5 protein-coding genes are annotated in these 16,609 nt (G+C 68.8%); 2 read left to right on the top strand and 3 right to left on the bottom strand.

The annotated features are described in order from the left end of the window. Positions 1–7: 7 nt before the first annotated feature. Together gspI and AC5P8F_RS18880 are read left to right on the top strand one after the other, a co-directional pair. Entirely contained in the window at positions 8–358 is a 351-nt protein-coding gene (gspI, locus tag AC5P8F_RS18875; protein WP_153643303.1) for a type II secretion system minor pseudopilin GspI, read from the top strand. Continuing rightward, positions 355–969 (top strand): prepilin-type N-terminal cleavage/methylation domain-containing protein, encoded by a 615-nt coding sequence (locus AC5P8F_RS18880; protein ID WP_111206998.1) that lies wholly within the window; start codon positions 355–357, stop codon positions 967–969. Before gspI ends, AC5P8F_RS18880 begins: the two co-directional genes overlap by 4 nt. Before the next feature lie 366 nt (positions 970–1,335). Here the strand turns inward: AC5P8F_RS18880 and AC5P8F_RS18885 are convergent, their stop codons facing one another. The 3 genes from AC5P8F_RS18885 to gspF form a co-directional block, all read right to left on the bottom strand. After that, positions 1,336–13,719, bottom strand: coding sequence for a filamentous hemagglutinin family protein (locus tag AC5P8F_RS18885; RefSeq protein ID WP_495228765.1), 12,384 nt, complete (start codon positions 13,717–13,719; stop codon positions 1,336–1,338). A gap of 199 nt (positions 13,720–13,918) precedes the next feature. Beyond that, positions 13,919–15,094, bottom strand: coding sequence for a substrate-binding domain-containing protein (locus AC5P8F_RS18890; protein WP_014647364.1), 1,176 nt, complete (start codon positions 15,092–15,094; stop codon positions 13,919–13,921). Between the two features lie 311 nt (positions 15,095–15,405). Further along, complete coding sequence (gene gspF / locus AC5P8F_RS18895) at positions 15,406–16,605, bottom strand: type II secretion system inner membrane protein GspF (protein ID WP_197621105.1); 1,200 nt, start codon at positions 16,603–16,605, stop codon at positions 15,406–15,408. Between the last annotated feature and the right edge of the window lie 4 nt (positions 16,606–16,609).

The raw sequence follows: 16,609 nt of genomic DNA on the forward strand, positions 1-16,609 counted from the left end.
GCGGAACATGCGCGGATTCACCTTGATCGAAGTGCTGATCGCACTGGCGATCGTTTCGATTGCGCTGGCTGCGGTCATGCGCTCGGTCGCGGTGGCCACCGACGATCAGTCACGCCTGCGCGACCGTCGCCTGGCGCTGCTGTGCGCGCAGGACCGCTGGCAGGAGCTGCGCCTGGCCGGGCAGCCGCCGCAGGATGCACGACTGCGCTGCGTGCAGGGGCGAAGCAGTTTCCTGGTGCTGCAGCATATCGGCACGGGGAGTGACGGACAGCCGCAACTGGAACTCAGCGTGGCTGCCGAAGATGCACCGCGGCAGTCGCTGGCGCGGATGCAGCTGCCGTGGACCGCGGCGCAATGAAGCATACCGCAGCAGGCTTCACCCTTATCGAGGTGATGATCGCGATCACCATCATGGGCGTGCTGGCGCTGATCTGCTGGCGAGCGCTCGACAGCGTGGCCAGCAGCGACCAGCGCCTGCGCCGGGCCGATGCCGAGACCACGACGGCACTGCGCGTGCTGCAGCAGTTCCAGCGCGATATCGAGATGCGTGCCGACGATGCGCTGATGAACGGCGCGGTGCGCCCGGCGGATCAGCCTCAGCGCCTGCTACCCCCTTCACTGGTGAGCGAACGGCATCCGGATGGAAGCTTTGCGCTGGAGATCACCCGCAGCGTCGACAGTGATGGGCTGCGCTGGCAGCGGGTGCGCTGGTGGCGGCAAGGCAACACGCTATGGCGCGCCAGCGGTACGGCGACGGACCGCTATCCCCTGCCCGCGCCGGTTCCTTCGGAAGGCATTGCAGTGGCAAAGGATGTGCAGCGGTTCGAGGTGCGCGCCTGGCAGCCCGGGGCCGGCTGGGCGATGCTGCCGAGCGAGGGCGAGGTGCTGCCGGCCACCGGGCTGGAACTGCGGCTGGGCCTGCGTGACGGGCGTGGACCGCTGGGCTACCGGCGGGTACTGGAGCTTTAGGGTTCGTTCGTGGCACCGCATCCACGCATGGCGTGGATCTACTGCCGAGCGGCTTCTACTGCCCGGCCTGCCCTGGTGGGTGCCGACCGTTGGTCGGCACTGAGGCTGGTCCGGGCATCCGCGCATGCCGTGGACCTACTGCCGAGCCTGCCGCCGGGCGCGCTCCTGCGCCCGGCGGCGCCGTGTCGGTGGTCCTCACCGCTGATGGCCGCTCCCTGCCGTCCGTGCCATCCTGGCTGGGGCCGCTGCCGTTCCGTGGCGGCTGGCCCGATGCTGTTCGTTCTTTCGGCCCGGTCGCATCCACGCATGGCGTGGATCTATTGCCGACCTTGGTGGGCAGCAACGTGTGCCGACCAAGGTCGGCACCTACCGGCGCTGCGTGCCCTCGTCGCGACTTGCCTGCGGGAACTGGAAGGCACTGTTGGCGTCATAACCGCTGTTGGCAGTGTTGCCACGCGCCGGCGGGTCGATGCTGCTGGTACCACTGCCGAAGCCCAGAATCTGCACGCTGATCACCGACGGCTGGTTGCGCCGTGCCTCGTCCTGGCTCTTGCGCATCACATCCTGTGCCGCCTGGCTGGCGCTGTTGGCTGCCGCACTGGCCGAGGCCAGCGCATTGACGTTCACCGATGCCAGCACCGGCAGGCCCTTGCTCTCGCCCTGCACCTGGATGTTGGCCGCGTTGAGCACCTGCAGTGCGGCCAGGTTGATGTTGCCCGAGACGCGGATACCGGCCTCGCCCGCATCGATGGAGCCAAGCGGTGCGATCAGGTCGACGTCGCCCGGCGATACTTCGGCAATGGGGTTCAAGGTCGCGATGCCGGCACCGCTGGCCGGGGCCTGCGGCGACAGGATTACATTGCCCCAGCCGTCATAGACGCGGCGCGGTGGCGTGTACAGCAACGTCGTCCGCGAACCACGACCGGCGTTGATGTCACCCTGCTCCGACCACGCCAGGATGTCGCCGCCGAAGGTGGTCATCACCCGCGACAGGCCCAGCAGCACGCTGTCCTGGCTGAACAGCCGGATATCGCCTTGCCCCTGGGTGACAAGGCCGGCGCTGGCAGGTGGCACCACGCCCTGCACACCGATCACGATCTGCCCACCCGGTGCCATCAGCTCGATGTTGCCGCCCGCCTCGGTACGCACGCCGGAGCCACCGTACATCACGATATCGCCGGTACGGTCGATCGTCGCACCGGCCGCATTCCTGTCCGGCATCAGCGTGGCGATGGCTTCGCGCCCACGCAGGTAGGAGCCGAAGCGGGGCCCTTCTGCATCGGTATATTCCCGTCCACCTTCGCGCAGCTCGGCGTAATAGACCTGGCGCAGGAAGATGCGCTGCTGTTCCTGCGGCAGCGCATCGAACGCGGCCAGCGCCCCGTCGCCCTCGGCCGCCACGCCGAAGCGTCGCTGCAGCCACTGCTTCAGTTCCTGGTCGTACACCTTGGCTGCCTTGCCCGGCTGCGACGCAAGCGATTGCGCGGGATTGGCAAGGTTGGCAGGGTCCAGATAGCGTGCACGCAGGGCCGCGAAATCGATCTGCTGGTTGCCGGCCGTCAGCGCGATGCTGGCGCCGGGACGGGTGTCGCCCTGCACGATGCCACCGAGGCTGGCGATGCTGCCCGCATCCTCCTGGCGCAGCTGGCGGCCGGCACTGATCTCGGTGTTGCCGGGGCCAGCGATGGTCGCGTTCAGATGCACGATGTCGCGGCCCGCCGCCGCCACCGTGATGTCGGTGGGCGCGGTGTTCAACGCGGTCATCGACACCCCGAGGATGTCCCGGCCTGCCCGCAGTTGCACGGCGCCGGCGGCCTCGAACCAGTTCAGCTGCGTGCGCTGCCCCGCGTTGACATTCAGCGTGCGCTGGGCGCCGGTGGCCAGACCCATGATGTCGCCCTGCACCGCGTAGAAGCGGCTCGGCGCCAGTGCCGCAGACACAGTGGACAGCGGCGTATTCGGACCGAATGCGAACAGTGGAAGCGACCCCGCCGGCGATGCCGTGTTGCCGTCGACGGACAGGTTGTGCCGCGAGCGGGTCACATTGCCTGCGGAATCCCCCTGCTCGGCCATGAATGCCGGGTCGAAGGGTCCCGGCAGGCGCGCGTCACTGGCCGAGCGCGCGATCTGGGTCGCGCCAGGCTGGGCGAAGATGCCGCCACCGGCCAGGACGTCCAGCCGTCCTGTCGCCGAGGGTGCCAGCAGAATCACATCCTGCGTCCCCGGCGTGGTGCTGATCCGGTCCAGCTTGATGTCACCCTGCGCAGCAATGGCGCTGAAGCGCGAAGGATAGAGCCAGTAATTCAGCAGATCATCGCCGCCACGCACAACAAGCTGGACCTGCTCCCGCCACAGATTGCTGCCCGTCACGTTTTCCGGCCCGGCGAGGCCTGGCGCGAGGTCACCACCGGCACTGAACAGATCCACGGCCGTGTTGGCGGTCCACAGGGAGAACCACGTACTGCCTGCAGCGCGCGCGCCGTCATCCTGCAGCACCGCGCTGTAGTTGGCCAGCGGAACCCGGCCGGCATCGGCGACGCCGCCGAGCACCACATCGCCCCGCGCCTGCAGCTGCGCGGCGGCGTCGCCCAGCACCAGCACCGGCCCGCCCATCGCGCGGGCGGCGTCAGGCGCAAACAGGTCTGCCGCCCGCTGCTTACCCAGCGTCGCGTAGCTTTCCAGCGTGACGCCCATTGCACCGATGCGCCCCGCATCGAGCTGCAGGCTCCCACGCAGGTTGCTGAAGGTACCGTTGAGGTCGAGATTCTGTCCCGCCCTGGAGGGGTTGAGGCTGGAGATCGTCGCCTGCAGGTTCGGATTCAGCGCGCCACCGATACGCAGCTGCAGGTCGCCTCCGCCGGTCAGGTGCAGCTGGCCATCGCTGACCCGGCCGGTCGATCCCACCGCAGCAATGATCGCACCCGAGCGCGGTGCGATCGTCGACACCAACGCGTCACCTATCGCATCGCGCACGCCGGCGTCACGCCCGGCCTCCAGCGTCAGGTTGCCCCCGCCCAATGTGCCGAAGCCGGTGAAACCAACCATCCGTGGAGAGGCGCCGGCGGCAGCGGACACGTTGGTGTAGGCGCCAAAGTTCACCCACCAGCTGGTCGGCACCGGCTCCACCCCAGTGGTGCCGCCGGTACCCTGCCGCCACAGCCAGTTGCCGACCGCGGCACTGGAGTACAGCGCCCAGTCGCGATCGCTGCTACCCGACTCTGCGCGCGCGGTCCAGGCGTCGCCGACGATATCGCGCCCGGCTTCGACGCGCAGGTTGCCACCATGATCCGGATACCAGGCCTGGTAGCCTGCCATCGCGGCGTCATAGCTGCCCGGCACCAGGTTCGGCCCCAGCACTGCGGTGTTCCAAGGGGCCGCTGCACGGGGCGAATTGAAGGCAGCGTCGCGGCCCCCACCCAGCGCGGCGGGAGTGCCGGCGGTGTAGACGCCAAAGCCTGACTTCATCACGACGTCACCGGCCGCGAGCAGTTCCATGTCGCCCCTGCCGGTGCGCAGTACGCTCCACGCCGGCGTGCCTGCGCGCTTGCCGTAAGTGGTCACTTCGGTCTGCGTGCCGCCGCCGGCGCAGTAGGTGGGCGCGGTGCTGCAGAACTCGTCTTCGGTCATGCCAAACATCGCGGCGAAGTCCTTCGCAGGAGTGCCTGCGTAGGACTCGTCGCCCCAGTAATCCAGCGAGCCCTGCGCGGCCACCTGGCGGGGTGCCGGGCCGCAGTAGTCGGCCGACATCGCGCAGAACTCGTCTTCGGTGAAGCCGAACATGTCGGCCAGCTCCGCGATCGGACGGCCTGCATAGGAGGTGTCGCCGATCCAGTCCAACGATGCCTGCTCGGTCAACGCGCGATCCCCCACCCAGATGATTTCCGTCTTGACCGTGCCGATCGAGCCCTGGTGGGTATCGGCCAGCACCACGCTGCCATCGCTGCCCCAGCGCCGGCTGCGTGGGTCGGCTGCCCCGGCATCGGCGCCGGCAACAACGGTCAGGTCCCAGGAGGTGGTGCCCTCGGCCAGCATCGGCGCCAGCGCCCAGTTGCGCCCCTGGTTGCCGCCGGCATCGGCCGGCCTCAGATTCACCGGCGCGTCGCCGGGCAGCTCCACCTTGGTCAACGACGGGATGTACGCGCCCACCTTGAGCGCGACTTCGCGTGCCAGGCGCAGCGCAACCGGCAGCACCGCGCCGGCGGGCCACTCCTGTGCCGCCATCTGTACCGCACTGCGCAGGCGGAAGCCGGCTCCCAGCCGCGCACCGGCCGCCAGCATCAGCGGCTCCTGCAGCACGGTGCCCGCGGCCAGCGTCTGCCCGGAGTCGGTGGTCACCGCCGCACCCAGCACCGTGCCTGCAGGCAGCCGCAGGTTCTGCGAGATCACCATCGGCGCGGGCAGCACGGTACCGACCGGAAGCGTTACCGATTCGACCGGCACGTCATAGTTCAGGCGGGTGCTGGCCTGGAACTCGGTGCCGGGCTGCAGCTTCACTCCGTCCACCGGCACCACCAGCCCACCGCCAAAGGGGGTGTGCCCCGCGCTGCCATTGCGACCCTCGTACAGCTGCCAGCCGCCCTCATCCGGCGTGGACGGCGGCGCTGCGAACCCATCGTTGATGCTGCCGTAGACGTTGATGTTGCCTTCGGCGCGCAGCACCAGCGAGGCCGATTCGCCGAAGCCACGCCGCGATGGATCGGCGCGGTTGGCATCGGGGCCATAACGGTAGCCGGACAGATCGATGTCGCCGGCGATGGTCAGGTCGCCGTCCGGGTTGGCGTCGCTGCGCCGCGCCAGCACCTGCACGCCGGGACGAAGGCGCACATCGCCCAGCGCCCGCGTGCGCTGCTGCAGATCCGCGTTGCCGAGCGCACCATCGATCCAGGCCACGCTGTGCGGATCGACCACCTGGTCCAGCCACTGCTGGGTGACCAGCTGCGCGCGGTTGCCGCGCACGTCAGCCGTGGTTGCCAGGGGCGCATCGTCGTAGCGGCGAACACCATTGAGCTGGATGTCGGCCGCGCCATCGATGCGCAGGCCGGTGGCCGCGGCAATCGCCGCGTCGTTGCTGCCCAGCCGCGGCACATCGATCTTCAGCGTGCCGCGCGGGGTGCCATCGTTCTGGCCAGGACGTCCACCGACGGTAACGTCGCTGCCCGCACGCAGGTCCAGCTGCGCCGCGCTGCCCAGGCCGACGGCACCTTCGGCGCTGCCCAGCGTGATGGTGGCCCGGTTGGGACTGTCGATGATCTTGCCATGGCTGTCCACGCGCAGGCCGGTACCGTGCGCGTCCAGCGTGCCGTCCACCTGCAACTGATCGCGGGCGTACAGGCGGATGCTGCCGACCTGCTCGCCGCTGGCATCAATGCGGCCGGCCACGGTCAGGCTGCCCGCGTCGACGCTGATATCGACCCGGCGCGCCTTCACTTCGTCGCCGATCCGCAGATCGCCCTCACCGATCTGGAAGCTGCGACCGCCGACGACGCCGCCGGCAGTCAATCGCTGGTTGAGGCCGGCGAAGTCCTGCAGCTGGCGTGCCCGCACCACCAGTTCGCCACCGTCATAGGGCACCAGCGTGCCACCGGCATCGTAGCGACCAGTGGCGGCACCCTGCAGAACACCGGCCAGATCGGCTCGGCCGGCCATTGCGGTGACCGTCAGGCGTCCGCCGCGGTTGTTGCGTGCGGAAACATCGATGCGGGAGGCCGCATCGGCGCGGATGTCACCCGTGTCGCTGGACAGCAGGACATCGCCGCCCCAGCTGAACTTGTCCACGTCGTACAGCGAGACCTTGCGCCCGGCCAGGTCCAGCGCGGCCCGGCTGCCAAGCGTGATGCCCTCGCGCGCGTTCGCCGACAGCCGTCCGGACGCCAGCGCGATCGTGCTGTCCAGCGCGATCCGGTTGGCGTCGATGCTCAACTCACTGCCCAGTGCATCGCCACCCGTCTTGCCGGCGCCACCCTGCAGGCGGAAGTCGCCGCCGGTGCGCACGCGCAGCTGCGCGGCGGGATCGGCAGCCAATAGCGGTGTATCGATACCGAGGTTGCCTCCGCTGTACTGCCACCCCTTGTCGGCCAGATAGTCGCCACGCTGCTGGAATACGTCCAGCGTGCCCTGCGCGGAGAACGACAGCTGCTCCGAGGCACTCAGCTTCAGCGCACTGAAGCCGAGCACCTGCCGGTTCGCAGGTACTTCAGAGCTGGGACGGCTGAATGGCGCCCGCCCCAGCTGCAGCTGCCGGGTGACGATGTCCAGTTGCCCGGCCCCGAGCCGGTCCACCATCGGCTCGGCCGGCGGCACCGTCGCGTCGCTGCCCGGCGCCTGGCCCGCCGCCAATGAGCCGTCCCAGACCAGCGTGTCCACCAGGATGCGCGCGCGGTCGGTCGCCGCACCGTAGCCGCGGATGGCCTGCGCACCGAGCACAAGCGTCTGCAGGCCACTGCGGCCGGTGGCACTGTCGCGCGCATCCAGGTCGACGCTGCCGAACACGTTGACAGACTCCCTCGCGACCAGGCTCAGCGTGTCCAGCCCCGGCGCGCCGGTCGCATCATTGCCGCGCAGCAGTTGTTGCAGCACGGACTGGTTCATGGTCATGCCACTGGGCAGCGCCCCGGCCGCAGCGGCCTGGGCGATCGCTTCGGCACTGCCGAGGTTCAGCGCCGCCATGCTCAGGCCGAGCTGGCGGGTGCCATAGCTGGCCGAGTCGCGCATCTGCAGCGCGCCATCGGTCGCTACCGCGATGCTGCCATCGGAAACCAGCCGCGTCTGGCCGTCGCACGCCGCCTGGCATCCGCCGATGTCGATCGCCACCGGACCGGCCTCCACCCCGGTGGTGCCGGTGATCAGGTTCAGGCGCTGGTTGGACACCGCCAGCAGGCCGCCGGAGACCTGGTAAGGCAGCGTCGCGCTGGCATTCGCGTTGGCGGATGCGAACGGCAGTGTATCGAGGGTCGCACCGGCCTCGACCAGCACGCCACTGCCACCGGAGGCCGCTGCCACCAGCACTTCCGGTGCGTTCAAGGTGACGCCGGAACGGATCGCCACGCTGCGCGCCTGGCCGGTCACCGCCACCTGCGAGGCCTCCTGGTTGAACTGCCCGCCGATCATCATCCGCGCCGGCAGGAAGGCATTGAGCGCGTCGTCGCTGAAGGTGGCGCCGCGATCACTCGCCTGCGATTGCGTGGTGCCATCGACGATCTCCAGCGAACCGACCGCCGGGCTCGCCAACGTGGCTGCCAGCGTGCCACCACGCCCCTTGTCGGTGGCAGCCGCGAACCGCGCGGTGCCGGCGAAGTGGATGGCAGGCGTTGCTGCACGACCTGCACCTTCGCCCAGCGCAAGGGTCAACCCGAGCGCATCGATGGTCTGCCAGCCACGCGACTCGCCGCGGCGGTCAGCTACCGATTGCGCGAAGCTGTTGTAGGAGGTTTCGTTGTAGCCCGAGTGCCGGCGTACCACTGCCGCGGGAGTCAGCAGGATGTCGGTGAGCAACGGCGAGATTGCCGCGCCCAGCGCCGTGCGCTGCTGCCCGGACACACGCCAGGTGCCGGTGCCGGTCGCAATCGGTTGCACGATGCCGGAGGTGCCGGTGGCGCCCAGCTCCACCCGAAATGCGCCGGGCTGCAGCGCATAGCTTGCCGGCATCAGCGTGTAGGTGCCGGCCGCCAGGCCGGGCACGCCAGCCGGCACGGTGATCTGCTGGCCCACCGCCGGAGCTGCGAACCCTTCTTCGCCACTGGGGGCGAACGCCCCGGCGCGTCCCGGTACGATCGCGTACACCGGGTTGCCCGACGCACTGAACCCGTAGCGCGGGTTGGCGTCGGCCAACGCCGTACGCAGGACGTCGACAGAGCCACCGCGTCCTGACACGAAGGCGGCGCCGGTCAGCTCACCACCGCCGGACATGTCCAGCAGGGCCCCCGGCGCCACCTCGATCTCGTTGGCCTTCAGTGTCACCCCCATCGAGGAGATACCGGCCGGCGTCAGCGAACCCAGGCTGCGCGTACCGACCCGCCAGTCAACACCATCGACGGTGCCACCATAGGGCAGCGACAAGCCGGCGCCACTGGTCGAGGTTACGCTGCCTGGCAGCAGTTCCACCCGGCTGCCGACGGTTCCGTTCTGGATCAGGCCACCCAGCTGCAGCGTGCCCATCGGCGCCTGTACGTTGCCGCCCTGCTGCACCGTGGCGGCCACCAGGCGAAGCGTACCCAGCGCCGATTCCGGCGCCGGCTTCGTGGCCGCACCGGTGCCGTGGATGCGCAGCACGGCATCCGGATCGGACCAGTAATCAGCGGTCTGCACGGTCTGCGCCGACGCGCCGGCCACCAGCGTGCCGACCGCGCCTGTGGTGGGATACAGGCGCGCAGCGGTCACGTCCATCGAACCAGCCGTCATCAACGCGCTGGTGTTGCCACTGCTGGCAATGCCGTTGGTCAGGCGCACGTCACTGCGGCTTTCCAGCGCCACATGCTTGAAACCCGGCAGCCAGGTGACGTCGCGGATGTCGATCAGCCCGGCCTGCACCGCCAGCGCGTGATCTTCCGGCCCGGACGAAGCGACCGCGGCGGTGCCCTGCAGGTTCTCGCCCGGCATCTGGCGCCAGCGTGCCTGCGCCAGGCGAACGTAGGGCGCACTCAGTCGCAGCCCCGACGATGGCCCGGCATCCATGGCCATGCCCAGGCTCGAAGTACCCTGGCCGTGGATGCGCAGGCTCTGGGCCAGGCGCAGGTCGACGTCGCCGACCGCGCGGATGTCACCGAACACGGACAGATTGTCGAAACCGCCAGCCTGCAGCTGCTCGACCGACAACGCGGCGTGGCCATACTCCAATGTGGCCGGCAGTGGCTGCCCCGGTGCGCTGTGCTGGCTGAGGGTGATCGCACGTGACCGCAGTACCTCCTCGCTGGCGCCACGTGCATGGATGCTGCCGCCAAAGGCCAGCCCCAGGGTGCCGCCGCGTGCGCCGGCACCGCCGGCGGCCGCATCCATCCCGCCGTCCAGGTACAGCGCATTGGCCGAGCGCAGCACGATCTGCCCGCCATCGCTGTCCATGCGCACGCGGCCCTGGCCGTCGACGTCCAGCTCGGCCGACGCGCCCCGCGCCTGCAGGCGCGCACCGCGTTCGACCACCACGAAGGCTTCCGGTGGTCGGTTGTCGACGAACGCTGTGGTCTCCCAGTCCAGCGCCCCGCCAATCTCGATGCGTCCACCCGCGCGCACTTGCCCGCGCAGACGGCCGCTGGAATCGGGCAGCGAAATCGCGTCTGCATCGGCATCCAGCAGCGCGCCTTCGGCGAAACGCCAGGTGCGTTCGGTGCGCTGCCCGGCGTACAGCGCGTTCTCCGGGCGCACATCGTCGATCAGGATGCGTCCGCCCTTCGCGCGCAGCGTGCCTTCAACATCGATGTTGCCCGCACCAAGCAGCGAGATCGTCTGCCCTGGATCGACCGCCACCAGTGCATCCTTGCCGACCCGCAGGTCACCGCCCACGCTGTTGCGCTCCGAACGCAGGCTGACGCTCGCACCCGCGCGCTGGCTGACGCGCCCGCTCGACGGATCGGCGCTGTACAGCGGCGCGTCCCACGCCGCCAGTGCGGACGCCCGGTCGGTCGCCATCGGCGCGTCCTGGGTCAGGCGCAGGCCTGGCAGGACAGCGACCAGCCGCGCGCCATCGGCCACCTCCACGCCGTGGTGGCCATTGATGTCGTACTGCGCGAAGCCACTGCCGAACAGGCCGGGGTCCAGTCGCAGCGACGCGCCCGCCAGGTCCGCATCGCCCACCCGCACCTGGCCACCGGTCCCCAGCGAGAAAGAACCACCGCCCTGTCCTCGACCACTGAACCGGCTTCCCTCACCCAGTTGCACCCGGCCACTGCCGTCGGTCGTCACCGTACTGCTGTTCGCCTGCAGGCTGACGCTGCCGCCTTTGCCGATATGGGCCTTGCCGCGCAGGTCCAGCGCAGCACCGGCCTCGACCTCAACCGTTGCCTTGGCGCCCACGGCCACGTCATGACTGTTGCCCAGGCTCAGGCGGCCGCCATCCGTCCAGGCACCGCTCGCGTCGCGCGGCATCGCCAGTGAGGCGTTGCTCCATTCGCCGGAGAGGTCGATCCGCGTGCCGTCGGCAATGACGGTGCGGGCGCGGCCATCGTGCAGCAGCGCCGTCGGCCGGCCCTGGACATCCAGCAGGTTGCCCGCCGACAACTGGCCGCCGGCAATGCCGATGTCGCCTGCCAGCTCCACCTCGCTGCCGGTCAGGTTGAGCTGCCCGCCGGCCTGAAGCCGAAGGCTGCCGTCGATGCGGATGCGATCGGCGGTCGCCAGGTCGATCCGCCCCCACTGCTGGGCACTCAGCTCTGCGATATCCAGCCACACCGTGTCACGCCGCTCCTCGTTGACCGGAGCCGCCAGCGACCACGCCGTCTTCGTCGGAGCCTTGTCACCCAGGCGCACATCCGAGCCGAACACACCACTGCGGCCCTGGCCGTCGTAGCGCCCCAGGTACAACTGTGCATTGCGCGCGACCGCCGTCTGCGCCTGTGCATAGCCATCCAGCGCGGCATCCGGCCTGCGGTTCTGCTGCGCGCCCTGGAAGGTGGCAGTCTCAACCTTTCCATCCAGCACCGCGGTCGGTGCGGAGACGATCAGCCGTCCTGCATCGCGGCCGACCGTGTACCCGTTATCGACCCGCTGCGCCGCGAATACGATCGGATCACGGAAGGTCTCGGTGATGCCCCAGCGTTCCTGCTTCACCTCATGGCCGCTGTACAGGCCATCGAACAGCATCTCCGCTGGCGCCTCATCAAGACGGTAGACCTGGCCATCAACGCCGCGCACCCAGCTCTGCCGGACCACGCCGCTCTGCACATCCAGGCTGCCGCCGGCAAGGTTGATGCGTGAGCCACCCTGCGTGATCACTTCCCTGCCGCCCAGCAGGACGGTGCCTCCCTGCGCAGCCCATTCGCCGATCGAGTGACCCTGGTTGTCGAGGTAGCCCCCCACTTCCAGCAAGCCGCCTGCGGCGTACCAGCGCTCACCCTCGTAGCCCCCGGTACCGGCCGGAACGTGGACCAGCCTGCGGCGGTCGACCCAGACTTCGCTGCTGGTCAGCTTGCCGCTGTCGCGGTTGTCCAGGGCATCGCGCAGTTCGTTGCCCTGCACCTTGACCTGGACATTGTTGCTCTCCATCGACACCTGCACGCCCACTGCGCCGGACACGTCCACGCGCGCGGCATCGTCCACGTAGCTACGGGCCGCCGCATCGGCAATGATCTGGCCGCCCGTGGCAACCGTCAGCGAATCCGCGCTGAAATGGATGTTGCCACCCGAGACGATCTCCACCCGCGACTGGTCCCGGCGATCATTGTGCTGGGACAGATTGTCGAAGGTTGCCGAACGCGCGCCAGCGCGGATCGCGTCCTGCTCGGCCGATTCCTTGATTAGAGCGTCGCGCTGCGTATCCAGCACCGTGGTCTTGCCATCGTCCTCGATCAGCACCGCCGTGGTGGCTCCGTCAGCAAGCGTGACGCTGCTGCCTGCATCACTGGCCGAGGCCAGAAGATGCACGGTGCCGCGCTGTGCAAGCGTGGTGCTGGCCACGGCCACACCGGCCTGCTCGACGCTGCGTCCGGCCAGGGTCACGTCACCCTCGAGTGCGCGCAGCAGACCGGTATTGCGCACGCTGCCAGCCCTGCTGCCAGCGATGAAGCGCGGCGCGATTTCATTGCCGCGGGTGGTGGAACTGGTGTTGGTGGCCGTACCCACGCCGCGCCGGATCACGAAACTGTCACCTGCTGCGAGCTGCACCTGGCCCTTGCGCGCTTCGATCTGGCCAGCATTGTCCACGCTGTGCCCGGCCAGCAGCACGTAGCCACCGCCGCGCGTCGCACTGGTCGGCTCATGGGTCGCGATGCGCGCGCCCCGCTCCACCATGACCTTGCCGAATGCATCGCTGAGCGCGCTGCTGCTGGCGTCGGGGCTGTACAGGCCGTTGTCGCGGAACTGCGCATCGCTGATCCGTGCTGCAGCCGCCAGCAGATTGCGTACATTGACCTGGCTGTTGTTGCCGAACACCACGCCGTTGCGGTTGGCCACGAACACCGTGCCACTGGCCTTCAGCTGGCCCAGGATCTGGCTGGGCCGCGCCTGCGGATCGTTGACGCGGTTCAGTACGGCCCAGTCAGGGTTCTGCAGGAAATTCAGCGTGGTGTTGCCGCCGATGTTGAAGGTCTCCCAGTTCAGGATCGCCTTGTCCGCGGTCTGCTCTACCGTGACCTGCACCCTCCCGTCGCTGCCCTGCGACTGGATCGCGTCGCGCGCATTGAGCCAGCCACGGGTCAGCGGGTTCTGGTCGACGCTCAGGCCGTCCTTGCCGAGGCCATCGGCGACGATGAAGCCAGCCTCGCGGCGCGCCTGCCGGGCCTGTTCCTGCAGGCGCTGCTGCAGGGCAATCGCCTGCGCCGCAGTGCCAAGATTGTCGATCGACTGCTGCAGCTTCTGCCGTGCCGCATCCTGCTGCTGGGCCGGCAACTGGAACTGGATCGGCACGCCGTTGGGCATCCGGCCACTCTGTGCCGCGCTGCCCTGGGCCGCACCCCGTTCGGCGAACCAGCCCGGAGTGAACGCCTGCTGCGCCTGGCTGGCCGGGGCTACCATGCTCCCCAGTGCGACCGCGATGGCCCACGCCATCGGATGATTGCGGCGCATCGACGCGGTCGGATGAACAGCGGACGGGAGCGGGTGCGACATCGGAACCTCATCAACCTGGTGGGCCGCAGCTGCGGCGACGATCGGGGAGGCACACGCAACGCATGCCCTGCCATTGATAGACGGTTCACGCGAGACGAAGCCGACAGCCAAACGCTGCAACAGCGGCACCGTCGCGGAAATGGCGACGCCGGCCCAGAGGCCGGCGTCGGGTCAAGCAGGATTCAACCCGTGCTGCGGATTACAGCGGACGGCCGATGCCGGCGCAGGTGCTGGGGTTGTTCAGGCCGGCAGTGCTGCTGGCCAGCACGAAACGGTTGCGGATCGCATCGCGCCAGGCCTTGGTCAGCGGGATGAAGCCGTGGTCGGTGATCGACTTCTCATACGCGACGGTGTAGGTCGCCGGATAGTGGCGCGCCAGGAAGCCGCGCAGGCTGGTGGCGACGCTCGAATCCTTGTAGCACTGGCCGATCACCAGGTTGGTGTAGCCGGCGATCGGATAGCCGGCCGACGGGTTGCCGAACACCGGCACCCAGTTGGCGGGGTTCTCTGCATCGGTGCCGGTCGGCGGAGCGACGGTGTCCAGGGTGGCCTGCACGCTCACCTGGTCCGGCGAGAAGCCCTTGACCTTGGCGACCTTGGTCGCATCGGTCAGGTTCGGGATCACGTCCGGGCCAACGTAGCCGATGCGGCCTTCAGCCGCGTAGACAGTGTTGTACAGCGAGGTGCCGCCGGTGGCCGGGGCGGCCACCAGGAACGCCGGCAGGTTGCCGTTGGCATCGCGCTTGTACAGGTCGGCGAAGGTCGACTTGATGGCGAACTTGCCGCCCACCAGCTTCGAGGTGTCAGCATTCTCAGCGGCACAGGCCGCGGTCAGGAAGCGGCTGAACATTTCGCTGGTGCCGCTGCTTTCCGCGCGGTACACCACCTGGATCGGGCCGCTGCGGTTGGCATCGATGGTCGACCAGTCGCTGATCGCGCCCGAGAACACGCCGCAGATCTGCGCCACGCTCAGGTTCACCGCCGAACCGGCCTTGTTGAACGGGATGGTGACCGAGGTGGCCACCGACGGCACCTGGATCAGCGCGCCGTAGCGGTTGGCATTGGTCGGCTGGTTGAAGTTGGTGGTGTAGGTGTTCAGCTCGGTGCCGCTCAGTACCGAATCGCTGCCGGCGAAGTGCACGGTGCCGGTGGTCGAGAACAGCAGCGAGTTGTTTTCCAGGAAGGCCTTCTTGCCGGTGCCCGAACCGGTCACGGCGTAGCTGAAGTTCGCCGGCAGGATGCTGTCGGACGAACCCTTGTAGAGGTCGGCCGGCAACGAGGCACCGCCGCCGGTCACGGTCTGCGCCGAGGCGGCGCCCACGGTAGCGAGCAGCGCGGTGGCAACCAGCGCGGCCAGGGTCTTGCACTTGTTCATGATCTTCTCCTGAAGGGTTTACTGCGAAGGGAAACACCAAGGGAGGAACGGTCACTACACGCCTGCTGCCGCCGAGGGCCTCCCAGCCCACTCTGCGGCGACGTGTCCATGCTGGTCCGCGCCGATGACAGGCCGCTTAAGAAACCTGTGGAAGATCGGAAAAAGGTGTGGAGGATTGTGTGGAGAATCGAAGACGGCGACCGGGTAGAGTCGACTGTTCGTCGACTGGTGCACGGAGCGCTGGTCCTGTCGAAGTGTGCTTGGGAAGCAGTCGACTGACAGTCGACTCCACCCGTGATGCGCGTTGCGCATCACTGCACCAGCTGGTTCATTTCCATGATCGGCATCAGCACGGCCAGCACGATCGTCAGCACCACGCCGCCCATCACCAGGATCATGGTCGGTTCCAGCAGTGCGGTCAGCGCCATCGCGCGACGCTCGATCTCGCGCGAGATCGTCTGCGCGGCGCGTTCGAGCAGTGGCGCCAGCGAACCGGTCTTCTCGCCGCTGGCCACCAGATGCACCAGGATCGGCGGATAGACCTTCTGTACCTTCAACGCAGCACCCAGTGCCGCACCTTCGCGTACGCGAGCAGCCACATCATCGGCACAGCGCGCCAGCAACGCATTGCCAAGCGTCTGCCGCGCCGCTTCGAGCGCACGCAGCAGCGGCACACCGGCGTCCAGCAGGATCGCCAGCGTCGAGGCAAAGCGCGCACTGTTCACACCCAGCACGAAGCGCCCGACCATCGGGACCCGCAGCAGCATCGCGTCCCAGCGCAGGCGCAGTTCCGGCCGCCGCAATGCCAGCCGCCAGGCCACCACCAGCGCAGCCATGCCCAGCGCTGCCCACACGCCCCAGCTGCGTACGAACGCGCTGGCGGCCAGCATCACCTGGGTCAGCATCGGCAGCGTCTGCCGTGCCTGAACGAACGCGGTCACCACCTGCGGCACCACGTAGCTGAGCAGGAAGATCACGATCGCCACTGATACCAGGCTGATCGCCGCCGGGTAGATGAAGGCGGTCAGTACCTTGGCCTGCAGCGCATTGCGCTCTTCGATGTAGTCGGCCAGGCGCTCCATCACCCGTGCCAGATCGCCGGAATCCTCACCTGCACCCACCAGCGCCCGATAGATCGGCGGGAAATCGCGCGGCCGCGCTGCCAGCGCCACGGTCAGGCGCTGGCCGGCACGCACGTCGGCGCGTACTGCGGTGAGCGCCTGGGCCACGTGCGGGCGTTCGGCCTGCTCGATCACCGCACTCAAAGCGCCTTCCAACGGCAGGCTGGCGGCCAGCAGGCTGGCCAGCTGGCGCGTGGCCCAGGCCAGCTCGCTGGCAGACAGCCGCCGGGCAGCCCAGCCACTGCCGGCACTGCGCGCCACGCTGACCTGCACGGGTGTCAGCCCACGACCGCGCAGCAACTGCCGCGCACCGCGCGGGCTGTCAGCGTCCAGCTGGCCCTTCTCGATGCGGCCCTGCGCGTTGGCGGCCTGGTAGTCGAACAGCGCCATGCAA

It is taken from the genome of Stenotrophomonas sp. YJH_SMC_69 (assembly GCF_059370495.1).

Coding starts and splice junctions, on each gene's coding strand:
- gspF (WP_197621105.1), bottom strand. CDS start 16,605: ATGGCGCTGTTCGACTACCAGGCCGCCAACGCGCAGGGCCGCATCGAG.
- AC5P8F_RS18890 (WP_014647364.1), bottom strand. CDS start 15,094: ATGAACAAGTGCAAGACCCTGGCCGCGCTGGTTGCCACCGCGCTGCTC.
- gspI (WP_153643303.1), top strand. CDS start 8: ATGCGCGGATTCACCTTGATCGAAGTGCTGATCGCACTGGCGATCGTT.
- AC5P8F_RS18885 (WP_495228765.1), bottom strand. CDS start 13,719: ATGTCGCACCCGCTCCCGTCCGCTGTTCATCCGACCGCGTCGATGCGC.
- AC5P8F_RS18880 (WP_111206998.1), top strand. CDS start 355: ATGAAGCATACCGCAGCAGGCTTCACCCTTATCGAGGTGATGATCGCG.